This is a genomic window from Amycolatopsis xylanica, from assembly GCF_900107045.1.
Classification (GTDB): Bacteria; Actinomycetota; Actinomycetes; order Mycobacteriales; family Pseudonocardiaceae; genus Amycolatopsis; species Amycolatopsis xylanica.
Genome location: NZ_FNON01000020.1, coordinates 1 through 22,783, shown reverse-complemented (window position 1 = coordinate 22,783; position 22,783 = coordinate 1). Strand labels below are relative to the sequence as shown.

Sequence of the window (22,783 nt, the reverse complement as noted above, 5' to 3'; positions counted from 1 at the left end):
ATGTGGGAGGCGTCGCTGTTCGCCGAGCACGACTTCCACGACATCAAGATCTCGGTCAAGCACAACGACCCGGTCGTGATGGTGCGCGCCTACGAGCTGCTGGCCGAGCAGTGTGACTATCCGCTGCACCTGGGTGTGACCGAGGCCGGTCCGGCGTTCCAGGGCACCATCAAGTCGGCGGTCGCGTTCGGCGCGCTGCTGCGGCAGGGCATCGGTGACACGATCCGTGTGTCGTTGTCCGCGCCGCCGGTGGAAGAGGTCAAGGTCGGGATCCAGATCCTGCAGTCGCTCAACCTCAAGGAGCGCAAGCTCGAGATCGTGTCGTGCCCGTCGTGCGGGCGTGCGCAGGTCGACGTCTACACGCTGGCCGAGCAGGTCACCGCGGGGCTTGAGGGCATGGAGATCCCGCTGCGGGTCGCGGTCATGGGCTGTGTCGTGAACGGTCCCGGTGAGGCTCGTGAGGCCGACCTGGGTGTCGCGTCGGGTAACGGCAAGGGGCAGATCTTCGTCAAGGGTGAGGTCATCAAGACCGTGCCCGAGCACGCGATCGTCGAGACCCTGATCGAAGAGGCCATGCGCATCGCCGAAGAGTCGGCCAGTGCGAGCGAAGGTGTGCCGTGACAGGCATCTTGGCCGGTGCGCGGAGTGCGGGCACACGATCCGTTCGCGAGGTGCTCGGCGGGCTCTTCTGGTTGTCGAAGATCGCCGTGTACCAGCATTACTTCGGCTGGGCGCTGGCATGGCTGGCGTTGAGCCCGTCCGCGTCGGCCCGTCCAGGGGTCACCGCGGCGATGCTGCTGTTCCTGGTCGGCTCGATCGCCATCGTCGCCTGCGCTTGCTCGGCGGACGATCTGGTCGGCTTCCGCAACGGCAGCGACGCCACGAATTACCAAGCGGGGGAACGGCAGCGCAACATCAAGCGCAAGCCGTTGCTCAGCGGAGCGCTCGCCGAGCGCGAAGTGGTCATGTTCGTCGTCGCGTCCGGCGCGCTGGCGGTCGTCGCCGGTATCGCCGCGTTCTGGGCACTGGACTGGCAGGCTCCGCTGGAAGCGTACGTCGGCTACTTCGTCGGGTTCGCCGCCAGTGTGCAGTACTCGGCAGGCCTGCGGCTGAGTTATCACAGCGGCGGGTCGGAGACGCTGCTCTGCTTGTCGACCGCGAGCGGGTTGCTCGCCCCGTACCTGGCGGTCGAACGGTCCTGGTCGCCCCAGGCGGTGTTCATGGGACTGCTGCTGGGTTTCTGGCTCGTGATGGTGAGCAGCTATTCCAATGTCAACGACGCGGAGGGCGATCGGCAGGCGGGCAGGCGGACGCTGGCCACGGTCGGAAGTCCCGCCACCGTCCGGGCGGTCATGGTCGCGCTGGTGCTCGTTTCGATCGGACTGGTGGTCGCGCTCGCGGCAGGCACTGGCTGGCCGTGGTGGACGCTGCTGACCATGGTGCCCGCGACGGCGTTGCACGTGGCCCAGCTCTACGTGGGCCCGGTGCGCGGGCAGTACCTCCGGGCCCGGCGACTCGGCCTGTACGCCTACGACCTGGGGTTCCTGGGAATCGGGATCCCGACACTGTTCGTTTTCCTCACCTAGCCGACCGAGGGGCCACGCACCTATGGCACGACGACGCTCGCCCAGCAATCTGGGTCTTTTGTTCGACTGGCACGCCGAGCAGGCACACCAGACGACCATGCACCTGGACCGCCCATTCGACGTCGCGCCGGACGCCGGCACGACGTTCAGCGGCCCCGCGCTCGCGGAGACCGTGCGTGAACTCGCGAACCGGCTCGGCGCGGCCGGTCTGCGCCACGGCGACCGCCTCGCGATCGTCAAGGACAACCACTACGACATGCTGCTGCTGGCCGCGGCCGCCGCGAGGCTCGGCGCCGTCCCGGTGCTGATCGCCCCGACGAACTCCGTCGCCACCATCCGGGCACTGGTCGAGAAGTGCGGCCCGAGTGTCCTCGTGGCGGGAAGCGGGGTACTCGCCCGTGCCGCGGCCGAGGACGTGACCCTCGCCGGTTCCGGAACGGCCGTCGTCGCCATCGGCGCGGCCACGGAAGGCACGGTGCGTCTCGACGATCTCGCGGGCGCGCCCCGCGTCCCGGCCCGCCCGCGCTGGGACGACGAACCCATGATCGTCACGCACACCTCGGGCACGACCGGGGTGCCCAAGCTGGTCGTCCACTCAGCCAACAGCTCGCTGGGATCGTTCGCCTTCCGGGTGGAGTCGCAGCGGCTGCCTTTCCTCACCTCGCGCCGCGAGGACGTGGTGGCGAGCTGCATCTCCTTCGCGCACAACAGAACCCTGTCCTGGACCGCGTCGCAGTTCACCCTCGCGCCGGAGAAGCTGGTCATCCTCTCCGATCCCGGGCTGGACAACGTCACGCGCGTGCTGACCGAGCACCGGGCCACCTCGGTGGAGGCGATGCCGAACACCTTCCAGCGCTGGGAGGAACTGGCCGATACCCGCCCGGAGCTGTTCGCGGACGTCAAGCGGTTCATCAGTGCCTTCGACGCCGTGCATCCGCGGACCGTCCGCAAGTTCCTCGGCACGTCACGCCGTCGTTTCCCGGTCTGGGCGTGGGGGCTCGGCCAGTCCGAGATCGCGGGCATCTTCGCGAACGTGATCACCCGCCGGGCCGTGCGGCCCGGCAAGAAGAACACGACCGACGCGACGACGGTCGGCTGGCCGACGCTCGTCCGGGTGAAGGTCGTCGACCCCGGCACCGGGCGCAGGCTGCCGCGTGGCGAACCCGGTCTGCTCATGGTCGCCACCAAATCCCGCTGCCTGAGCTACTTGGGTGAAGAGGACCGCCACCGGGCGAAAGTGGTCGGCGACTGGTGGAACAGCGGTGATCTGGGGGAGCGGCTGACGTTCGGCCGCCTTCGCCTGATCGACCGCGAGGTGGACCTGATCCCGGGCACGAGCTGCATCGAGCTCGAGAGCACGCTGCTCGACCGGTTGCCGCACGCGTCGGAGGTCGTCGTGCTCGGTGTGCCGGACGGCCCACCGGTCCCGGTGGTCTGCATGCGCGACGACCGGCTGGACGACCACGAGTGGCGGCGGGCCACGGCCGGGCTCCCCGAGCTCGGCAAGCCGTTGGTCGTTCCCTGGGACGACGTGCCGAGGACGGCCACCTGGAAGGTTCGCCGCGCGCAGCTGCGGGAGCAGCTGCTCGGCACCACCGGAGCGCTCGGCTCCGGTCAGTGGACCTGAACGCCTTATCCGAGTTCCCGTTGACCTGACAGGAAGAAGTCGCAATGTGGTGGCCACCTCCCATCGTTGATCTCGCGAACGCCGCGCCGGTTTCCATCGGGCAGGCGGACCGGCCGGACTGGCTCTTCTGGAGCCTGATGGGGCCGTGCACGGTGTTCTGGCTGCTCGCCTACCTGTTCGCGATCCACCGAGCCAAGATCGACGAATACTCCGGTGTCCCCGTGCTGGTGGTGGGGGTCAACTTCGCCTGGGAGTTCGCCGGCGCCTTCATCGTGGAGCAGGAGGCGGTGCAGCGGCCGATCGACTTCTGCTGGATGGTGCTGGACATCTTCATCCTGCGGCAGGCGCTGAAGTACGGCGGCAAGGACTATCCGACACTGCGGCGCCGCGTCTTCCAGGGAATGATCATCGGCATCCTGCTCTGGACCGTGTTCCTCGTGGTCGCCGCGGCCTACGAGTTCGGGGACCGGCCCGGCATCTACAGCGGCACCGCGATCAACGTGTTCCTCAGCCTGTCGTGGATCTTCATGCTGAAGCGGCGCGGATCGTCCGCCGGGCAGTCGATGTACATCGCGATGAGCAAGTTCCTCGGGTCGTTCTTCGCCGGGTGGACCGTGTTCGTCATGTTCCCCGGCCGCTACCTCTTCGTGGTCTGGTTCCTCACCGTGTGGACCCTGGACATCGTCTACATGGTGCTGCTGCACCGGCAGATCCGGGCCGAGGGCGCCTCGCCGTGGGCGCTCAAGAGGCCGGTCGCGACTGTGACGCACGTCACTATCGGTCGCTCGATGTCACACCCGGAGAGCGTTCCGACCTCTTGATGGCGGTTGTCAGGAGTCAAAGGGGGCACAAGACATGCTGGACAAGCTGGCGCAGCTGACCATCCACCGGCCACGGAGGCTGCTCATCGGCGCGCTGCTCGTCGTGGTGATCGCGGGTGCGGCGGCCGCGGGGCTCATGAGCAGGCTGACCATGGGCGGTTGGGACGTGCCCGGCTCGGAGTCCGACCACGCCGCGTCGGTGCTGAAGGACACCTTCCGGCACAACGACCCGAACCTGGTGCTGCTGGTGACCGACCAGCGGGGAGTGGACGACCCCGCGGTGGCCACCGCGGGGGAGGCGCTGACCAAGCGGCTGGCGGCCGAGCGGGGCGTGAGCGATGTCGCCTCGTACTGGTCGGCGGGGAAGCCAGCGGTCATGCGGGGAGTCAACGGCGACAAGGCGCTGATCACCGGGCATATCGACGGTGACTTCGACGTCGCGCTCAAGAAGGTCAAGGAGCTGGCGCCCGCGTACAACGGGACGGTCGACGGCTTGACCGTGCGGCTCGGCGGCGCCGAGCAGATGTGGAACGAGAACCTCACCCAGGCCACGAACGACGCGACGCTGGCGGACACGGTCGTCTTCCCGCTGGTGCTGATCATCCTGATCCTGATCTTCGGCAGCGTGATCGCCGCACTGCTGCCGCTGGCCGTCGCGACGGTCACGATCGTCGGCAGCATGGGCATCTTCTGGGCGCTCACCTTCGGCTTCGACCTGTCGAACTTCGTGCTCAACACCGCGACGTTCGTGGGTATGGGCCTGGCGATCGACTACAGCCTGCTGATAGTCAGCCGCTTCCGCGAGGAACGGAGGCGAGACCTTTCCGACGCGGAGGCCATCCGGGCCACCGTCCGCACGGCGGGCCGTACCGTGGTGTTCTCGGCGGTGTGCGTCGCGGTCGCGTTCTGCGCGCTCCTCGTGGTGCCGTTCCCGTTCTTCGCCTCGCTCGCCATCGGCGGGATCGCGACCACGCTGTTCGCGGCAGCGGCGGCGATCACCATCGTCCCGGCACTGATCATGGTGCTCGGGCCGCGGCTGGAGAAGCTGCGCGTCCCCGGCCTGAAGCAGCGGGACATGTCCGAGGAAAGCCACTTCTGGCGGCGGATCGCCACCTGGGTGATGCGGCGGCCGGTACTGGTCAGCACCGTGGTGCTGGCCGTGCTCGTGCTGATGGGGCTGCCCGCGCTCGGCATGAACCTGCGGCTGCAGGACGAGCAGGTGCTGCCGCCGTCGGCCGGGTCGGCCCAGGTCGTGCAGGTGGTCCGCCAGGAGTTCGGCACCAAGGAGAGCGAGGCCATCCGGGTGGTCGCGCCCGGAACGGGTGACCCGGCCCGGCTGACCGGTGAGATCTCCGGCTACGCGAAACAGCTGTCCACCCTGCCGGACGTGGCGCGGGTCGACAGCCTCGCCGGTAGTTTCGCGGGCGGAGCGCTCGTCGCCGGGCCGACGCCGGAGTCACAGCGGTTCGCGGCCAAGGACGGCACGCATCTCGCGGTCATCCCCGGCGTCGACGGCCACTCGTCGGCAGGCGCGGAGCTGGTGCGGGCCGTGCGTGCGGCACAGGCACCGTTCCCGGTGCTCGTCGGCGGCGCTCCCGCGGTGGCGGTGGACACCTTCGACCGGCTCGGCGACGCGCTCCCACTGGCGATCATCGTGCTCGTGCTCAGCATGTTCGTGCTGCTGTTCCTGCTCACCGGCAGCGTGCTGCTCCCGATCAAGGCGATCGCACTCACCACCTTGAGCCTGACCGCGACCTTCGGCGCACTGGTGTTCATCTTCCAGGACGGGCACCTGCGCTGGCTGATCGGTGACTTCACGGTCACCGGAGCGATCATCTGGACGGTCCCGATCATCCTGTTCGCGATGGCGTTCGGGCTTTCCATGGACTACCAGGTGTTCATCATGTCGCGGATCAAGGAGGAAAAGGACCGGGGCAAGGACAACGACACGGCCGTCGTCGACGGGCTGGCGCGCACGGGACGGGTCGTCACCTACGCGGCGCTGGTGATCTCGACGGTCTGCGCGGTCTGGGTCACCTCGGGGATCGGCTACATGAAGTCCTTCGGTATCGGCATCCCGCTGGCGATCATCCTGGACGCCACGATCGTGCGCGGAACTCTGCTCCCGGCCTTCATGAAGCTGCTCGGCAACGCGAACTGGTGGGCGCCCCGCCCGCTGCGGCTGCTGCACGCCCGCTTCGGTCTCCACGAGCACGTCGAAGCACCGGCCGCCGCGGAACCGAAGGCCAAGGTGACGACCTGAGCGGAGGTCACCGCCCGTCCAGACCGGGGCGGGCGGTGACCCCGGTCAGCTTGTCCGGGTTGATCACGCTGTAGATCGCGCGGATGCGGTCCTCCGGAGTGAGGTCGCAGACGACGACGCCATAGACCGTGTCACCGGCGAACATCAGCGCGGCCGGCCCGCCGTTCACATCCAGCAGGCGGATCGTGAGGTCCTGCGGGCGTCCACCGGCGGTCGCGGCGATCAGGCGCACGACCTTCTCCCGGCCCTCGACGGCGTGCAGCGCGGCCCGGAGCTTGCCGCCGCCGTCCGTCCACAGCGTGACGTCCGGCGCGAGCACCTCCATCAGGGTGTTGAGGTCGCCGCCGAGCGCGGCCGCGACGAACCGTTCGGTCGCGGCGCGCCGCACGGCGGGGTCCGGTTCGAACCGGGGACGACGCGCCTGGACGTGATCGCGGGCCCGGTGCGACAGCTGCCGCACCGCGGCGGGCGTGCGGCCGAGGATCGCCGCGATCTCGGTGTGGTCGTAGCCGAATGCCTCGCGCAGCACGAAGACCGCGCGTTCGAGCGGGGTCAGCGTCTCCAGCACCACCATCAGCGCCAGTGACACGGACTCGGTCCGTTCCTGGCGCTCGGTGATTTCAGGCCCGGTCTCGGTGACCACCGGCTCCGGCAGCCACGGCCCGACATAGCTCTCCCGGGCGCGGCGTGCCTGGCGCAACCGGGAAAGAGCCTCGTTGACGGCGATCCGCACGAGGTACGCACGCGCGTTGGCGATCTGCGCGTGCCGGGCGAACGCCCACGACAGCCACGTCTCCTGCAGGACGTCTTCGGTGTCAGCGACGGTTCCGAGCAGGTTGTAGACGAGGGAAAAGAGCAGCTCCCGGTGCTCGGCGTACACCGCCGTGGCGGTGTCGAGCGAGTTCGACGGCGGGTCGTCTGGGGTCACCTTTCGACCATGCCACAACTTCGTTTTCGGTTCAGCAGTGAGGAGGTACGGATGATCAGCGGAAAAGCACGGCGGTTGCGCAGGTTGCTCGGCGCGGACGGCAAGACCTTCCTGGTCGCGCTCGACCACTCGGTGACGACCGGCGCCGTGGGCGGCCTGTCGGACATGGGCTCGGTCATGCGTGCGGTGGTGCTCGGCGGTGCGGACGGGATCGTGACGCACCGCGGCTCCGCGGCGACTTCCATGCCGGCGCAGCGGGAAACCGCGCTCGTGGTGCACCTTTCGGCCAACACCGCGCTCAGCCCCCGGCCCGAGCTCAAGACCAGGGTGTGCGACCCGGAGGTCGCCGCCGCACTCGGCGCGGACGCCGTTTCGGCGCACGTGACGTTGGGGTGCGGCCCGGAGGAGGACCGGGCCGCGCTCGCGGATCTCGGCGGGATCGCCCGATCGTGCGATCGGCTCGGGCTTCCGCTGCTGGTGATGACGTACGCCAGGACCGACGCGGCGGACGCCGGTCCCGGCGTGCTGCACGCGGCGCGGGTGGCCGCCGAGCTCGGCGCCGACATCGTGAAGACCGCCCACCCGGGTGACGAGCACCTGGCTGAGCTGGTGACCAGCGTGCCCGTCCCGGTGGTCATCGCGGGCGGTCAGCTCGACGGCTCATGGGAGGACTTCCTCGGCTCGGCGAAGAACGCCATGGGCGCGGGGGTGGCGGGACTGTGCGTCGGCCGCCGGGTGTTCGGCAGTGCCGACGCGGTGGACGCGACGGCGCAATTGCGGGCGATCGTGCACGGCGCGCACGGCTCAGACGGCTGACAGCGGTACAAGGAAACGGGGATATACGGTGGAAGCAGAACTTTGGGCGGATGTCAGCCGGTTGAGCGGCGCCGACGGGCGGGCCGCGCTGGCCCACGCACGCTCGTCGGCCACGTCGGCGATCTTGCTGCGGCCGGACCAGCTCGCGGACTGGGAGCCACTGGAACGCATCCAGGTCGCCTGCCTGGTCGACGAGCCAGGTGCACTCGACCCGGACGACAAGCGGGTCGACCTGGTGGTGGCGGGCACACCCGCCGACCTCGGCCTCGTACGCGCCGCGGCGGGCGGCAGGCCGGTCGGCGTGCGGTGCGAGATCGTCGACGGTGCGAGCATGAACCAGGCCGCGGCCACGTGCGGGGTGGCGGACGTGCTGGTGGCGGCGTTCGTCGACGAGACGAACATCCCGCTGGAACTCCTGCTGGCCAAGGCGCAGGGAACCAAGACGCGGGTGCTCAAGGAACTGCTGACCAGTGCGGAGACGACCAGCGTCGCCGGAGTGCTGGAGAGCGGTCCCGCCGGGCTCGTCGTGCGCGGTGACCAGCTGGCCGATCTGGATCGGGTGGCGGCGGCACTGCGCGTGCGGCGGGAAGAGCATCGGCAACTGGTCCCGCTGGAGGTCACGCGGGCGGAACCGATCGGCATGGGGTATCGCGGCTGCATCGACACGACGAACCTGTTCGGCGAGGACGAGGGCATGATCGTCGGGTCGACCTCGTCCGGTGGCTTCCTCGTGTGTGCGGAGGTGCATTACCTGCCGTACATGAACCTGCGGCCGTTCCGGGTGAACGCCGGCGCGGTGCACTCGTACGTGTTCGGCGCGGAGAACACCGCCTACATCACCGACCTCGCCGCCGGGGAGCGGTCGCACGCGGTGTCGGCGGACGGGCGCTTCCGCGAGGTCGTGGTGGGCCGGGTGAAGGTGGAGCTGCGTCCGCTGCGGCTCATCGAGGCACGGTACGAGGACGTGAAGGTTTCGGTGTTCCTGCAGGACGACTGGCACGTCCGGGTGATGAGCGCGGAAGGCAAACCGCTGAACCTGACCGATGTCCGCCCGGGGGAGAGCCTGCTCGGGCACGTCGTGCCGCCCGGCCGTCACGTCGGGATCAAGGTCGCTGAACAGATCAGTGAGTTCTGAGATCTGTGTGATCGGCGCCGGGCCGCGCGGTGTCTGCGTGCTCGAACGCATCCTCGCCAACGCCAGTGAGCCCGGCGAGATCGTGGTGCACGTGGTGGATCCGTTCGTGCACAAGGGCGGCCGGGTGTGGTCGGTCGAGCAGCCCGCGTCGCTGCTGATGAACACCATCGCGTCGCAGGTGACGCTGTTCACCGACGACAGCGTCGCCTGCGCCGGGCCGATCGTGCCGGGGCCGAGTCTGTACCAGTGGGCGCGGTCGGTGCGGAATCGTGCAGACGAGTACCCGGCGCACGTACGGGCGGAGGCGAACGCGCTGGGGCCGGACGACTACCCATCGCGGGCTTTCTACGGCCACTACTCGAGGTGGGCGTTGCGCCGGGCGTGCCGATCGAAAAGGGCCGCCGTGCGGTTGCACGAGGCGCGGGCCGTGGCGCTCGAGGACGACGCCGACGGTTCCCAGGTCGTGACGCTGGACAATGGGCTCAGGATCGAAGGCCTGTCGGCCGTCGTGCTGGCGCTGGGACATCTCGACATGCCGCCGGACGCGCGGGAGCGCGCTTTCGCCGAGTTCGCGGCCGAGCGCGGACTGCGCTATCAGCCACCCGCCAATCCAGCCGAAGTGGACCTCAGCGGGGTGGGGCCTGGCGAGCCGGTCGCGCTGCGCGGTCTCGGGCTGACCTTTTTCGACTACCTGGCTCTGCTGGGGGAAGGTCGTGGCGGCGGCTTCGAACGCCGTGGCGGGAAGCTGGTGTACCGGGCCTCGGGCCGGGAACCGGTGCTGTACGCGGGATCGCGGCGCGGGGTGCCGCACCGTGCTCGTGGTGAGAACCAGAAAGGAGTCTCCGGCAGGCACGAACCAGGCTTGCTCACGCCAGGAGCCATCGCGGCGTTTCAGGGCCGGGCGGCCGATTTCCGTGCCGAGGTCTGGCCATTGATCGCGAAGGAGGTGCAGTCCGTCTACTACGCGACGTTGCTCGGGCCTGATGGCCGCGCGTTCACCAAGCAGTACCTGGCCTGCGATCCTGAACGGGAACACGAGGTGTTCGCCCGCTTCGGGATCGGCGAGTCGGAGCGGTGGGACTGGGAGAAGATCGCCCAGCCCCACGGCGGACGCCGGTTCGCGAGCCCGCCCGAATTCCGGGACTGGCTACTCGGTCATCTTCGCCACGACGTGGCCGAGGCGGCGAAAGGCAACCTCGACGGCGCGTTCACGGCCGCGCTGGACGTGCTGCGTGACATCCGTAACGAGATCCGGCAGATCGTGGACCACGGCGGGCTCGGCGGCGATTCCTACCGTGACGACCTGCAGGCCTGGTACAACCCGCTCAACGCGTACTTGTCCATCGGCCCGCCCGTGCGGCGGATCGAGGAGATGATCGCGCTCATTGAGGCGGGCGTGCTCCGCGTGCTGGGGCCTGGAATGTGGGCCCGTGCCGGTGCGGGCCACGATGACTTCGTCGTCGGATCCGCGGCCGTCGCCCGTTCGGTGGTGCGCGTGACGACGCTGATCGAGGCGCGGCTGCCCGAAGTGGACGTGCGATGCACGCGGGACCCACTCGTGCGACGGCTGCGGATCTCCGGGCAGTGCGCGCCGTATCGGCTGCCCGAACGGGACGGGGCGGTGTACGAGACCGGCGGGCTTGCCGTGACACGACGGCCTTATCGCCTGCTCGATGCCGATGGCCTGCCGCATCCGAGACGGTTTTCCTACGGTGTGCCAACCGAAACGGTGCATTGGGTGACCGCGGCCGGTGTCCGGCCGGGCGTCGACTCGGTGATTCTCGGTGACGCGGACGCCATCGCGCGAGCGGCGTTGTCGGTGCCCGCCGTCACGTCGTCCGCCGTGTGGGCCGGTTCGGTGGTGTAGACGGGAGGGGCTCGATGTATTTCAGGAACGGCGATGCCGGCTTGCTCTCGCCGGTCTGGGCAGGCTGTGCCGTGTCGGCGCTCGTCGACGACGACGCGTGGCTGGGGGCGATGCTCGAGGCCGAGGTTGCGCTCGCTCGCGCGCAGGGCGCGCTCGGGGTGATCCCCGCGTCGGCGGTGGGCCCCATCGCCGACGCGGCCGACCCGCGGCGGCTGGACCTCGCCGCGCTGGCGCGAGAGGCGCGAGGCGCGGCCAATCCGGTCGTCGTGCTCGTCCAGCTGCTGACTTCGTTGGTGGCCAAGGAAAACTCCGGCGCGGCCGAGTTCGTGCATCGCGGCGGCACCAGCCAGGACATCCTCGACACCGCGGCGATGCTCGTCGCGAACCGGGCGTTCGGGCGCATCCGCGAGGATCTGTCGCGGACCGCGGGCTCGCTGGCCGCGCTAGCCGACCACCACCGGCACACGCCGATGGCGGGCCGGACGCTCACCCAGCACGCCGTCCCGATCACCTTCGGGCTCAAGGCCGCCGGCTGGCTCAGCCTCGTGCTCGACGCGCTCGATCGGGTGCGGCGGCTGGACTTTCCCGCGCAGCTGGGCGGTGCGGCCGGAACACTCGCGTCCTATGTGGAGTACGCGAGGCTGGCGGATGTCGCCCCCGGACACGGGCCGGCACTCGCGGCGAGATTCGCCGCGGAGCTCGGCCTGCGTGAGCCGCTGGTGCCCTGGCACACGATCCGCACGCCCTTGGCCGACATCGCGGCGGTGTCGGCGTTCGTCACGGCCGCGGTCGGCAAGTTCGCCTTGGACGTGCAGGTGATGTCTCGCACCGAGATCGCCGAGGTGGCGGAGCCGGGTGCGGACGGCAGGGGCGTGTCCTCGGCGATGCCACAGAAACGCAACCCGGTGCTGGCGACCCTGATCATGGCCGCCGCGCGTCAGGCGCCTGGCAGTGCCATGGTGCTCGGCCAGTGCGTGCTCGCCGAGGATGAGCGGTCGGCGGGCGGCTGGCATGCCGAGTGGCAGCCACTGCGCGAGTGCTTGCGGCTGGCAGGGGGCGCGGTCGAGACCGCGGCAGAGCTCGCGGACGGGCTGCGGGTGTTCCCGGACCGCCTTCGCTCGAATCTGGAGTTGAGTGGCGGCGCCATCGTTTCGGAGCGGGTCAACGCCGCGCTGGCGCCCGCACTGGGCAAAGTGGCGGCGAAGAAGCTGCTCGGCAGGCTGGCCTGCGACGATGGCAAGTTCGGCGAGGCGCTGCTGTCCGCACCTGAGCTGGCTGGGATTCTCGACGAGGAGGCGGTGCGAGACCTGCTCGACCCGAGCCGATATCTGGGTTCGTCCGCCGCGCTGGTGGATCGCGTGCTCGCCCGGCACCGGGAGCTGTCCCGATGAGCCTGGATTCGTGGTGGGGAGCGGACTTGCTGCAGCGCGGTGCCGAAGACGCCGTATGGGCCATCGGCACGAGGCAGGTCACCAACGCGGCACTGCGGACCGAGGTGGCCCGGCTAGCGTCGTTGTTCCGTCTGCAAGGGATCCGGCCAGGGCACGCGGTCGCACTGCAGGGAGTGCCGAGCTTCACCCAGCTGTGGTCCACGTTCGCGCTGTGGTCACTCGGCGCGCAGGTCCTTCAGCTCGATCCTCGCGTCACGGGGCGGGAACGGGCATCCTTGCTCGAACTGTGCGCTCCGCGCTATCTGGTCGGGTTCGGCGGCATGACGGGCGGGCCCGGAGTGTTCGTGGACGAGTGCGAAGTGATCGTCAGGCGGATGCCCGGTGACCGTCCGGCCCGGACCGCGCATTGCCTGGTCCAGTTCTCCTCCGGGACGGCGGGGCGAGTCAAGGCCATCGGCCGGACTCCCGAGTCGCTGCTCGCCGAGGTGGACCGGTTCGCCACACTGGCGGAAATGCCCCAGCGAGGCGAACGAGTGCTGCTGCTCGATCCCATCACGCATTCCTTCGGCCTGCTCGGAGGTGTCCTGCACGGGCTCAACACCGGTGCCACCATCGTGTTCCCCACGGGCGGGCCACGGAACGCGCGGGACGTGCACGTGATCTTCGGCAACCCCCGCCATTTCGACCTGATCGCCTCATCGCCGGATCGCCCCGCACCGCCCCGCCTCCGGCTCGCGGTGTCCTGCGGGGACACGCTGCCGCACCAGGTGTACGAGGACTTCGCCCGCCGGTTCGGCGTGCGGATCGGCCAGGCGTACGGCACGACCGAGACCGGGATCGTCGCGACCGATCTCGGCGGCGGCCTGGGACACCGCACGGTCGGCGCGCCCATGCCGGGTATCCGGACCAGAATCGCCAACGGTGTCCTCGAGGTGCACGTCCCGCAGTCGCCGTACCTGTACGAGGACGAGCCGTGGGTGGGAGGCTGGCTGTCGACAGGGGACCTGATCACCGCGCATCCGGACACCGGCGTGCTGTGGCTGCGCGGTCGCGCCGACCACATCGGCGCATCGGGCAACGCCGAGCTCGACCTGCTGGGGATGGAGGCGGTGTTGCGCAGGCACCGGCAGGTGTCGGACGTGGTCGTGCTCGGCGCCGACCCGGTCGAAGCCCACGTCGCGGGCCCCGCCGAACTCACCCCGGACGAACTGGTGTCCTGGTGCCGCCGCTTCCTCGGCCACACCGGCGCCCCGTCGCGCTATCACGTCGTACGCCGCCTGCCGAGGACGGCCAACGGCAAGATCCTGCGCAGCCGGCGGCTGCTGCACGAACGCGGCCTGGGTGCCTGACGGTGAAAGCAGCAACGCGAAATGGCCCGCGCGGATCGAAGCGATAAGCCGCCGCGGATACGGGGCCTCCGTTCGGGTACGAGATCGCCGGTCGACTCAGGTTCGAGGGGTCCACATTGGACCAACGCGGATGTGAATGTTCAGCGGTTCCAACGATTCCTGGGCGAGATCTGGGCAGGATCTGGGCGTTTGTGAACATACGGTCGACGTGCGCGAAAGCAGTGGAAGTCCAAGCTTGTTGAATGCTGTTTCTCGGGCTGAAGCTGCGGTGTGGCCTGCCGCGTGCGCGGGGGTGAGTGCGCTTCGAAATGTTGTGGCACAACGCTATGGAATTGGGGACCAGTGATGAACAAGGTCAAGTCCGGACTCATGATGGCGGTTTGCGTTGCCGGTGCTCTCGGTGTGTCCTTGCCGGGGACGGCCGGTGCGGTACCGCCGGGCAACTCCGGTCGCATCACCTTCTGGGACGACAACGGTTACCGGGATCGGTCCATCGACTTCGCCCCCGGTGAGGGCAGCGAGGACCTCGATGACCTCGGTTTCGAGGACAAGGCGAGCAGCTTCGTGAACAAGACGGCCTACTACTGGATCATCGCCTCGAACAAGAACCAAGGCGGGACGAAGCTGTGCGTCCGGCCCAACTCCCACCTGGCGAACCTGGACGACGTCTCGTTCGGCGACAAGATGTCTTCGTTGCGCTCGGCCGGTCGCGCGATCGCGAGCTGCAACGGCGCGACCGCCATCGGCCAGCCGAACTGACCTCGCCGGTAGCGAGGCTGGTGGACGTATTGATGGGTGTCGCCGGAGCCTGATCGGGGACCAGGCTCCGGCGACGCGTCGTGGGCCGGGAACGGCCCTGTGTGTTGTCAGCGCACCTGCACGCCGGCGGTCTTGACCCGGTCGAATACGTAGCGGCTGCACTGGGCCACGCTCGTCTTGCCGACGCGCACCCACAGACCGTAGGCGTCGTAGTCCGGGTTGCCGGGGGAGTTGCAGCGGGCGTGGGCGCGGTATTCGCCGGTGCCGTTCGTGCAGCGCGCGGCGGCCTCGTCGGAGTGGGGCTGCCAGGTCGTGCAGTCGTAGGGGTCTGCCTCGGCCACACCGGTGCCGGCCATGAGAATTCCGGCGCCGACAGCCAGCGCCCCTGCCAGGGAAACGATTCGCCTCATCGTTGTCTCCTCAAGATCAGGTCCTGCTCGTCAAGCCATGGTCGGGAACGCGCCGCCCAGAACTTGCCCAGATGGCGCCCAAGGGGCTTCGCGTGCTTCTCCCGATCCTCCGCCCAGCTATTCATCGCCGACGGCTGGCCGCCTACCTGGCCCGTCGCGGGACGTCCGCACGGAGGGCCGGCGTCTTGTGGCGCAGGGCCATCCCGATCACGAAGCCGAGTGCGGCGGCCACGAGGTGGCCGATGGTGTTGAAATCTGGCACTGGCCCGACGAATTCCGCCCCGCCCAACGGCCAGGCGAGCGCGAACAGGGTCCAGAAAACGCGGGCGCGCTTCGGGAGGTCGACGGTCGCGGCGGCCAATGCCGTTTGCGCGCCATAGCTGATGCCGTAATCGAGGCCGGTGCGCACGGTGTCCGGATACCACCCGTGGTGGATGGCGTAGGCGATGAACGGCGCGATGAGCAAGGTCGCCCCAACGTGTCCCAGCAGAAAGGCGCCGAACGCCCGAATCGGACCGTGGCGGCGTTCGAGCCGGGCCAGAGCCCAGCCGACTCCTATGCCGAGTGTGATCACGGTGCCGATGAATTCCAGCGTCCAGAACCGGGTGAGGGTGCCGTTGACGAACAAGAGGCTGCCGATCAGCGAGCCGACCGGGTGAGTGCCGAGATTCTCGAGATTGGTGCTGACCCACCTGTGCACGCCGTCCGCTCGGTCCGGCGACAGTGCCTGCCCGGCCACCACGTGGACGAGCAGGAGGAAGGCGAGGTACCCGGCGGTCGCCGGGTTGCGCCGAAGAGAGGACGGCAACGGTGGAAGTATCCCTCGACTGTCAGGGCTCGCCAGTACTAGGTGAACCGTCGGTCTTGCTTGGCCAGTCGGCGAGCTTACTGTCTGAAAGAACGGTCTTTCGGGGGTGATTGAAGCCCGACAATAAGGAGCAAATAGGACACTCCGTCGGAGTTGGGTCAAGGTGTTGGGTCCGGTGCCGGCGTCGGCTATGCTGTGCCGCGTCGTCGGGGGACGCATTCAATGAACCGATTCGGATTCGTTCTGGGGGATTCCTGTGTCTACTCCGTCTTCGCCGATGCCTGAAAACACCGCGCCCGGCGTGACCGCCGATTCCGTCTGGGCCGCGCCGCAACAGAATCAGCAGGCCGCGCCCGGCCTGCCCCAGTATCCGGGGTATGGCGGTATGTCCTGCCGTTTCTGCGGCTCCGTTCCCGCCGCGATGGCGACCTTCCGCGGGCACCAGGGTTTCCTCTTCGTCATGAGGTTCCTGAAGCTCGAAGGACCTTTCTGCCGCAGCTGTGGTGTCGCCACGCATCGCGGCATGGTCGCGAAAAGCCTGTGGCAGGGCTGGTGGGGACTCGCGTCGATGGTGATCAACCCGATCACCATGCTGATGAATCTCCCGCAGCGCGCGAAGGTCAACAAGCTCGCCGAACCGGTGCCCGGTGCGCCCTCGCGGCCGATGGATCCGGGGAAGCCGCTCTTCCTGCGGTTCGCCGTCGTCGGTTTGCTGGTTCCGGTGCTGGTGGTCTTCGCGATCGTCTACAGCGTGAAGCACGATGCCGCGTACGCCGCGGTCGGCGACTGCGTGCACAACTCGCACGCGGCCGTCTCGGGGGTCGAGGACAGCAACCCGGATGTCAAAGTGGTCGACTGCGGCGGGCCGGATGCCGACGCCAAGGTCGTGGGCAAGGTCAACAGCGCCGTCGGCGAGACGGGCTGCCGGCAGTTCAGCGACGCTGACGGCTACTACGAGCAGTACCAGGGGCGCAGCAGGTTCACTCTCTGCCTGCATTTCTTGAAGTAAGCGCGACATAGCGCACCCGGCTCCGCGGGGGAGCCAGGAGGATGTCGGGTCGCGGCGCCGCGTCCGCCGGGCCGTCCACGTCCAGCTCGAAGCCTTTGGCGAGCAGCGCCACCGCGCGGACGAGGACGGTCAGGCCGAGCAGGCTGCCGACGCACACGCGAGGCCCGGCCCCGAACGGGAAGTAGGCGTGGGGGGCGAACGGTTTTTCCTCGCCCAGCCAACGTTCTGGGCGGATCTCGGCAGGCGTGTCCCACCAGCGCTCGTCGTGGTGGAGCAGGTAGGGGCTGAAGAGGACCCGCTGGCCCGGCTCCAGCCGCCGTCCGCAGAGTGCGACGGGCTCCGCCACGTCGCGGGCCAGCAGCCAGGTCGGCGGGTAGAACCGCAGCATTTCCTTCACGAAAGCGGTCGTGTAGGGGAGGTCGGCCGCCGCTGCCGGTGCCGGAGCCGCGCGGGCTTCGTCGCTGAGCCGGGCGAGCAGCTCCGGCCGTTGCGACATTTCCCTGACGCACCAGGCCAATGCGGTTCCGGGGGTGCCGTGCCCGCCGATCAGGGTCACCCGCAGCACGGCGGTGATCACCTGGTCCGGCAGCCGGTCGGGGTGGGCGAGCAGTGCGTCGACCAGGCTGGTGCGTGGCGGGTCCCCAGGCCGCGCGCGCAGCCGTTCGAGCACGCCGCCCAGCCGGGCGGTGAGGTCCCGCTCGGCCGCGACCGCGCGGCGGTACCGCCTTTTCGCGCCCCACGGCGGCGTGTCCAATGTCCGGCTGACCGCGAGGATGTCGTCCGAGGCCCGCGCGGTCCGCTCGTAGAACGCGGGCGCCTCGCCGCCCAGGCAGACGTCGATGATCGCCCGGCCGCAGATGCGCTCGCACGCGGCGGCCAGGTCCATGCCCCGGGCTGGCAGCGCGGTGACGGCGGTGGCCAGCGCCCGGTCGAGGCGGTCGTCGCACTGGGCGATGAGATCCGGGTGGATGCCGCGGCCGCCTTGGCGGCGTCCGCGCATCCACGCGTCCAGATTTTCGGCGGCGGTCTGCTGGTGCTCGACCATCGGGACGGTCGCGGAGAACTCGCGGTTGGTCCTGGCCAGTACCTGGTGGATCAGGTCAGGATGGTTCACCACCACGGTCGCGGGGCCGTACCCGAACACGTCGCCGTAGCGTTTCGACCAGGCGGTGAGGCAGCCGATGCGGTCGTTCTCGTACGCGTACTGGTTGCGCAGGCCGCTGCCGCCCGCGACCTGAGGCACCGCCGTCAGTACGTCAGCGTGCTCGGGCACCGCGCCTCCCTCGGGTCATCGGGTATCCGCCGAAACGGGCTGCCTCCACCAGGCGGGGGGAGGCAGCCCGATCCGGCGCGCCGGTCAGCCGCACTTCGACTGGACCGCGTAAGGGCCGGTGTAGGCGCCGGCCATCCGCTCGCGCTGGCTGCGGGTGGTCCGCAGCGCCGCGCGGGCCAGCTTCTTGAGCTTGTTCATCTCGTGTCACCTCCCCTTGATCCGAGAACGAAAGGTCGAATAGGCGAGTCCGAATAAGTCCACTGTGGAGATTAGGCCGTCCTTATCACGGTCGCCATGTTTTCTCTTCGTTTCCATGTATCTCTGCAATGGTCGTCGTCGGCGCGATGGCTAAACTCCGTGATCGTGAAATCTCCTGTCGCGAAGCGTACGGCCTGGAAAAGGCTGTGGCACGACGATCTCGTGGTCGACCCGTACCACTGGCTGGCCGATGCCGATTCCGAGGAGGTTTCGGCTTATCTGCTGGCGGAAAACCGGTACGCCGAGGAACGCACGGCGGAACAGGAGCGGCTCCGCTCCGAGGTACTGCGGGAGATCGGGGACCGGTCGGTGGAGACGGATCTTTCCGTCCCGGTGCGGGTGGGTGATTGGTGGTATTACAGCCGCATCGGCGAGGGCGAGCAGTTGCCGGTCCATTGCCGGGCGGACGGACCGGTGCCCGCGCGTGCCGGTGAGCGGGTCATTCTCGACGAGAACGAATTGGCCGATGGCCACGATTACCTCGCGGTCGGCGTGTTCGACGTTTCCCCCTGCGGAAACCGGCTCGCCTATTCCGCCGACCACACGGGAAACGAGCGATTCACGCTCCGGATCAGGGACCTGGCCACCGGGACCGACCTGCCGGACGAGATCCCCGGCACCTTCTACGGCAGCGCGTGGTCGCTCGACGGGTCGGTCCTCTACTACGTGCGTGCCGACGAAACCTGGCGGGCGCATCAGGTGCTGCGCCACGTCATCGGGACCTCGCCGGACCTCGACACCGTGGTCTTCGAGGAGCGGGACGACCGGTTCCACGTCGGTGTCGGCCTGACCCGCGGCAGGCGGTTCGTGGAAATCGTCGCGGAGTCGAGGACCACTTCCGAAGCCTGGCTGATCGACGCTGCCGATCCGGCCGGGGAGCCGAGGGTGGTCGTGCCCCGGCGTCAGGGGGTCCAGTACGGCGTGGAGCATTGGGCCGACCCAGAGGACCGCGCCCGCGATGTGCTGCTGGTACTGCACAACAGTGACGGGAAACGGAATTTCGAGCTCGCCACCGCCGAGATGGACCGTCCGCATGTGTGGACGCCGTTGCTGCCGCATCGCGAAGAGGTTCGGCTGGAGTCGGTCGACGTGTTCGCGGGCCACTTCGTGCTCGCCTACCGCAGGGATGGGCTCACCGGTCTCGCGGTGCACGCGATCGAGGACGGCCGTCCGTCGGGCACGGGCCGGGAACTCGGGACCGGGGAGGTCCTGCGCACCCTGGAAGCCGAGCGGAACCCCGAGTACCACGCCACGGCTTTCCGGTTCACCGGCACGTCATTGATCACGCCGGACGCGTTGTTCGAGTACGAGACGGCGACAGGGGAGACGCGCCTGCTCAAACGGCAGGAGGTGCCCGGCTTCGACCGTGACGACTACGAGCAGCGCCGCGTATGGGCGACCGCCGAAGACGGCACCCGGGTACCGGTATCCGTCGCGTTCCGCCGCGGGCTCGAGCGCGACGGCGCCAGCCCGTGCCTGCTCTACGGGTACGGCGCCTACGGGACCTCGCTCGACCCGGCGTTCTCCGTCGCTCGCCTGAGCCTGCTCGACCGTGGCTTCGTTTTCGCCATCGCCCACGTCAGAGGCGGTGGTGAGCTGGGCTCCCAGTGGCACGAGCGTGGCAAGCTGATGTCCAAAATGGACAGCTTCACCGACTTCATCGCGTGCGCGCGCCACCTGGCCGCAGGCGGATGGACCAGCGCCGACCGGCTCGTCATCCGGGGTGATTCCGTCGGCGGCCTGCTGGTGAGCGCGGTGGCGAACCTGGCGCCGGAGGCCATTCGCGGTGTCGTCGCCGACGTGCCGTTCACCGATGTGCTCACCACCATGCTCGATCCCGGCTTGCCGCTGACGGCCACCGAGCGCGAGGAGTGGGGCGATCCGGTGGCGTCGGCGGAGGCGTACGCCTACCTGAAGGCTTACAGTCCTTACGAAAACGTGTCGGCACAGTCCTATCCGGACATTCTCGCCACCGCCAACCTGATGGACGCGAGGGTGGGCTGCCACGAGGCGGCCAAGTGGATCGCGCGCCTGCGCGCGACCGCGACCTCGGGCGAGTTCCTGCTCAGGACCGAGCTGACCGGCGGGCACACCGGGTCGGGCGGGCGTTACGACGAATGGCTGGGGGAGGCGTTCCGGATCGCCTGGATCATCCGGACGGCCACCTCAGCGCAGGTCGGCGACGAAACGGTCGATCATGGCGCGGGTGACGTGCGGCATCGCGATGAGCTGGGCGAGCGCGCCGGTCGTGGAGAGCCGCCAGCGGCGGCACAGATGCTCGGGCGGCCGTTCGAAGACCACGGTCACTGACGCCGGATTGCGCCAAGGCCGGAAACCGGCGGCCGCGAGCCGCTCCACGGCGTACTCCGCGGTGTCCAAGCACCGATGGACCCTGGCGGCGAGCCCGCGTTGACCGAGGCGGCGCAGCGCGTACCAGAGCAGCGCCGGTGCGAGTGCGTTGCGGGAGCAGGCGAGCGTCGAGTCCGCGGCCGAAAGGTACTCGACCTCCGCCGGCGTGCCCACCCATTCCTCGCGGGCCAGCACGACACCGCAGGGAATCGGGGTCCCGATCAGCTTGTGCCCGCTGATGGCCACGCTGTCGGCGCCCGCGTCGAACCCCCAGGCCGGCCGGTGCGCGGCGAAGCGCGCGACCAAGCCACCCAGCGCCGCGTCCACGTGCAGGTGACGCTCCCCGGCCGGTTCGACCGCCCGCAGCACCCCGGCCAGGCTGTCGATGCCGCCGAGCACGGTGGTGCCGACGGTCGCGACCACCACCGCGCCCCGCCCGCGACGGCTTTCGCAGGCCGCGCGCAGCGCGTGGACGTCGATGCCGCCGTCCCGCATGGCGGGGACCGGCACCGGTTCCATCCGCAACAGCCGCGCCGTGCGCTCCACCGTGTAGTGCGCGGCCGCGCTGTAATAGAGCGGCGCGTCCGGCAGCCGCTCACGGCCGAGGTGGACGCCGAACAGGTTGCTCTCGGACCCGCCGCTGGTGACATACCCGTAGGTGTGGTCCGGATCCGCTCCGGCCACCCTGGCCAGGAAACGCACGACCTCGCGTTCGAACGGCTGGAGGTCGAGCCGCGCGTGGTACCCGTTGCTCGGGTCGCCCACGGTGATCCAGAGTATGTCGAGCAGCTCCCCGAAAACCCGGTAATCGACATCGAGGTTGACCGGGTAACCGAGGAAGTTCGCCCGGCGCTCGTGCTGCCGTTCCCATTGCCGGTACACGAGATCGAGGTCCCCGGGTCCGGTGCCGCCCGCCGTCACCGCGAGATCCATCTGCCAACCCTCCGGTGGATCGCCCAGGGGTAAAAGGTTTTACGATCAGCGGGCTCGACTGTCCGAATAGGATTATGCACTGTAGCTCCCGGCGGATCAGGCGCCGGAGACCGTATCCGAACGGGAGACCAGGGTGCCCGACCGCTTCCCCGAGACCACGCTGCGCACGGAGCGCCTGATCCTCCGCCCGTTCGGCGGCGCCGACATCGAAGACGTCCAGCGCGGCTGCGCCGACGAAGCCACCCAGCGCTGGATCCCGCTGACCACCCCCTACACCTTGGCCGACGCCGGCTCGTGGTGCACCACCCGCGCCCACGCGCTGCGCGAATCCGGTGACGGCATCCACTTCGCCGTCGTCGACGCCGGGACCGATCGGCTGCTCGCCAATGTCGGCTTGCGTCATACGGACTGGGAGACCAGTACGACGGAGATCGGCTACTGGGTGTCGCCATGGGCGAGGGGCCGTGGCCACGCGGCCGAGGCGGTGCGGATCGTCGCGGGCTGGGTACTGGGCGAGCAGCGGTTCGAGCGGCTGGAACTGAAAGCGGCCGACGGGAACGCCGCCTCGCAGCGGGTCGCCGTCAAAGCCGGGTTCCAGCGGGAAGGCTTGCTGCGCAACGCGGGCGTGACGCACACCGGACGCGTGGATCTGGTCCTGTTCGCCCGGGTACGCCAAGACCTGGGAGGGTCGTGAGCCTCGGCACGGCGCTACCTCACAGATACGGCCGAGTGATCATCTCGATCGCGTGGCCCGCGGGATCCATGAAATAGACGCCCCGCCCGCCGTGCTCGGTCCCGAGAAGCTCGCACACCTGAAGTTCAGGGGGCTGGGGCAGGAAGGCGCAGGCGCCCGTCGTGGACTTCGGCGATCTGGTCGACGGCGGTGAGGTGGGTGCGGTCGTGGGTGACCAGGACGGTGGCGGTGGCCTGTCGGTGGGTGAGGCGGGTGATGAGCTCGACGACGGCGGCTCCGCGTTCGTGGTCGAGCGCGCTGGTGGGTTCGTCGACCAGCAGGACGGTGGGGTCGTTCATGAGGGCGCGGGCGACGTTCACGCGCTGGCGCTGGCCGCCGGAGAGCTGATGCGGGCGGCGCCCTGCTTGCGGTGCCAGGCCGACGGCGTCGAGCAGTTCCAGCGCACGGGCACGGGCCTTGGCGGGGGAGCGGCCGTCGAGGTGGGCCACCTCGGCCTCATCCGCCGAT

Annotated in this window: 19 protein-coding genes and 2 pseudogenes; 14 read left to right on the top strand and 7 right to left on the bottom strand. The window is 69.2% G+C overall.

The genetic code is table 11. The annotated features are described in order from the left end of the window. From BLV57_RS42455 to BLV57_RS42435, 5 genes are all read left to right on the top strand, one after another. The coding region (locus BLV57_RS42455; protein ID WP_176969069.1) for a flavodoxin-dependent (E)-4-hydroxy-3-methylbut-2-enyl-diphosphate synthase at positions 1 to 621 on the top strand (621 nt) is incomplete at its 5' end. Next, positions 618 to 1,586 carry a UbiA family prenyltransferase gene (locus tag BLV57_RS42450; protein ID WP_143047312.1) on the top strand — a complete coding sequence of 323 codons (969 nt, stop codon included), beginning with the start codon at positions 618 to 620 and terminating at the stop codon, positions 1,584 to 1,586. The genes BLV57_RS42455 and BLV57_RS42450, both read left to right, overlap by 4 nt. Positions 1,587 to 1,608: 22 nt before the next feature. After that, positions 1,609 to 3,213, top strand: a complete 1,605-nt coding sequence (locus tag BLV57_RS42445; protein WP_091300413.1) for a class I adenylate-forming enzyme family protein — start codon at positions 1,609 to 1,611, stop codon at positions 3,211 to 3,213. A gap of 44 nt (positions 3,214 to 3,257) precedes the next feature. Continuing rightward, entirely contained in the window at positions 3,258 to 4,034 is a 777-nt protein-coding gene (locus BLV57_RS42440) for a transmembrane-type terpene cyclase (RefSeq protein ID WP_176969068.1), read from the top strand. 34 nt (positions 4,035 to 4,068) lie between these two features. Continuing rightward, positions 4,069 to 6,297: an MMPL family transporter gene (locus BLV57_RS42435; protein WP_091300410.1), complete on the top strand. Its 2,229-nt coding sequence runs from the start codon at positions 4,069 to 4,071 to the stop codon at positions 6,295 to 6,297. A 7-nt stretch (positions 6,298 to 6,304) separates the two neighbouring features. Here BLV57_RS42435 and sigJ read toward each other — a convergent pair whose 3' ends face one another. Next, positions 6,305 to 7,225 carry an RNA polymerase sigma factor SigJ gene (gene sigJ / locus BLV57_RS42430; RefSeq protein WP_091300408.1) on the bottom strand — a complete coding sequence of 307 codons (921 nt, stop codon included), beginning with the start codon at positions 7,223 to 7,225 and terminating at the stop codon, positions 6,305 to 6,307. A 51-nt stretch (positions 7,226 to 7,276) separates the two neighbouring features. Here sigJ and BLV57_RS42425 point away from each other — a divergent pair, with 51 nt between their 5' ends. The 6 genes from BLV57_RS42425 (at position 7,277) to BLV57_RS42400 (ending at position 14,542) form a co-directional block, all read left to right on the top strand. Continuing rightward, the gene (locus tag BLV57_RS42425; protein ID WP_176969067.1) at positions 7,277 to 8,041 is read left to right on the top strand and encodes a beta/alpha barrel domain-containing protein; all 765 of its coding nucleotides are present in this window, start codon (positions 7,277 to 7,279) and stop codon (positions 8,039 to 8,041) included. A gap of 28 nt (positions 8,042 to 8,069) precedes the next feature. Further along, complete coding sequence (locus tag BLV57_RS42420; protein WP_176969066.1) at positions 8,070 to 9,176, top strand: 3-dehydroquinate synthase II domain-containing protein; 1,107 nt, start codon at positions 8,070 to 8,072, stop codon at positions 9,174 to 9,176. Then, positions 9,166 to 11,043, top strand: a complete 1,878-nt coding sequence (locus BLV57_RS42415; RefSeq protein ID WP_245757762.1) for an FAD/NAD(P)-binding protein — start codon at positions 9,166 to 9,168, stop codon at positions 11,041 to 11,043. The genes BLV57_RS42420 and BLV57_RS42415 overlap by 11 nt, the downstream gene beginning before the upstream one ends. Positions 11,044 to 11,057: 14 nt before the next feature. Continuing rightward, complete coding sequence (locus tag BLV57_RS42410) at positions 11,058 to 12,434, top strand: class-II fumarase/aspartase family protein (RefSeq protein WP_091300399.1); 1,377 nt, start codon at positions 11,058 to 11,060, stop codon at positions 12,432 to 12,434. After that, the gene (locus tag BLV57_RS42405) at positions 12,431 to 13,783 is read left to right on the top strand and encodes a class I adenylate-forming enzyme family protein (protein WP_091300396.1); all 1,353 of its coding nucleotides are present in this window, start codon (positions 12,431 to 12,433) and stop codon (positions 13,781 to 13,783) included. The genes BLV57_RS42410 and BLV57_RS42405 overlap by 4 nt, the downstream gene beginning before the upstream one ends. 345 nt (positions 13,784 to 14,128) lie before the next feature. After that, entirely contained in the window at positions 14,129 to 14,542 is a 414-nt protein-coding gene (locus BLV57_RS42400) for a hypothetical protein (protein WP_091300394.1), read from the top strand. A 107-nt stretch (positions 14,543 to 14,649) separates the two neighbouring features. Here BLV57_RS42400 and BLV57_RS42395 read toward each other — a convergent pair whose 3' ends face one another. Next, positions 14,650 to 14,952, bottom strand: a complete 303-nt coding sequence (locus BLV57_RS42395; RefSeq protein WP_143047311.1) for a hypothetical protein — start codon at positions 14,950 to 14,952, stop codon at positions 14,650 to 14,652. A 142-nt stretch (positions 14,953 to 15,094) separates the two neighbouring features. Next, positions 15,095 to 15,760, bottom strand: a complete 666-nt coding sequence (locus BLV57_RS42390) for a rhomboid-like protein (RefSeq protein ID WP_091300389.1) — start codon at positions 15,758 to 15,760, stop codon at positions 15,095 to 15,097. A 277-nt stretch (positions 15,761 to 16,037) separates the two neighbouring features. Here BLV57_RS42390 and BLV57_RS42385 point away from each other — a divergent pair, with 277 nt between their 5' ends. Then, positions 16,038 to 16,769 (top strand): LppU/SCO3897 family protein, encoded by a 732-nt coding sequence (locus BLV57_RS42385; RefSeq protein WP_091300387.1) that lies wholly within the window; start codon positions 16,038 to 16,040, stop codon positions 16,767 to 16,769. Here the strand turns inward: BLV57_RS42385 and BLV57_RS42380 are convergent. After that, positions 16,741 to 18,042, bottom strand: a complete 1,302-nt coding sequence (locus BLV57_RS42380) for a cytochrome P450 (RefSeq protein WP_091300384.1) — start codon at positions 18,040 to 18,042, stop codon at positions 16,741 to 16,743. The two genes, BLV57_RS42385 and BLV57_RS42380, sit on opposite strands and share 29 nt — an antisense overlap. 294 nt (positions 18,043 to 18,336) lie before the next feature. Here BLV57_RS42380 and BLV57_RS42375 point away from each other — a divergent pair. Beyond that, positions 18,337 to 20,445, top strand: a pseudogene (locus tag BLV57_RS42375) (S9 family peptidase); the annotation flags it as partial. Positions 20,446 to 20,466: 21 nt separating this feature from the next. Here BLV57_RS42375 and BLV57_RS44195 read toward each other — a convergent pair. Next, complete coding sequence (locus BLV57_RS44195; protein ID WP_091300382.1) at positions 20,467 to 21,582, bottom strand: histidine decarboxylase; 1,116 nt, start codon at positions 21,580 to 21,582, stop codon at positions 20,467 to 20,469. Positions 21,583 to 21,715: 133 nt separating this feature from the next. Between BLV57_RS44195 and BLV57_RS42365 the strand changes: the two genes are divergently transcribed. After that, positions 21,716 to 22,276 carry a GNAT family N-acetyltransferase gene (locus BLV57_RS42365; RefSeq protein WP_091300380.1) on the top strand — a complete coding sequence of 187 codons (561 nt, stop codon included), beginning with the start codon at positions 21,716 to 21,718 and terminating at the stop codon, positions 22,274 to 22,276. A gap of 19 nt (positions 22,277 to 22,295) precedes the next feature. Here BLV57_RS42365 and BLV57_RS44190 read toward each other — a convergent pair. Then, a pseudogene (locus BLV57_RS44190) lies at positions 22,296 to 22,373 on the bottom strand (VOC family protein); the annotation flags it as partial. Positions 22,374 to 22,401: 28 nt separating this feature from the next. Next, a partial coding sequence (locus BLV57_RS42355; protein ID WP_143047310.1) for an ATP-binding cassette domain-containing protein occupies positions 22,402 to 22,783 on the bottom strand: 382 nt, incomplete at its 5' end.

Excerpts from the sequence above, each read along its gene's own strand:
- BLV57_RS42445 (WP_091300413.1), top strand. The coding sequence starts at position 1,609 with ATGGCACGACGACGCTCGCCCAGCAATCTGGGTCTTTTGTTCGACTGG.
- BLV57_RS42400 (WP_091300394.1), top strand. The coding sequence starts at position 14,129 with ATGAACAAGGTCAAGTCCGGACTCATGATGGCGGTTTGCGTTGCCGGT.
- BLV57_RS42435 (WP_091300410.1), top strand. The coding sequence starts at position 4,069 with ATGCTGGACAAGCTGGCGCAGCTGACCATCCACCGGCCACGGAGGCTG.
- BLV57_RS42395 (WP_143047311.1), bottom strand. The coding sequence starts at position 14,952 with ATGAGGCGAATCGTTTCCCTGGCAGGGGCGCTGGCTGTCGGCGCCGGA.
- BLV57_RS42405 (WP_091300396.1), top strand. The coding sequence starts at position 12,431 with ATGAGCCTGGATTCGTGGTGGGGAGCGGACTTGCTGCAGCGCGGTGCC.
- BLV57_RS42410 (WP_091300399.1), top strand. The coding sequence starts at position 11,058 with ATGTATTTCAGGAACGGCGATGCCGGCTTGCTCTCGCCGGTCTGGGCA.
- BLV57_RS42440 (WP_176969068.1), top strand. The coding sequence starts at position 3,258 with ATGTGGTGGCCACCTCCCATCGTTGATCTCGCGAACGCCGCGCCGGTT.
- BLV57_RS42385 (WP_091300387.1), top strand. The coding sequence starts at position 16,038 with ATGCCTGAAAACACCGCGCCCGGCGTGACCGCCGATTCCGTCTGGGCC.
- BLV57_RS44195 (WP_091300382.1), bottom strand. The coding sequence starts at position 21,582 with ATGGATCTCGCGGTGACGGCGGGCGGCACCGGACCCGGGGACCTCGAT.
- BLV57_RS42425 (WP_176969067.1), top strand. The coding sequence starts at position 7,277 with ATGATCAGCGGAAAAGCACGGCGGTTGCGCAGGTTGCTCGGCGCGGAC.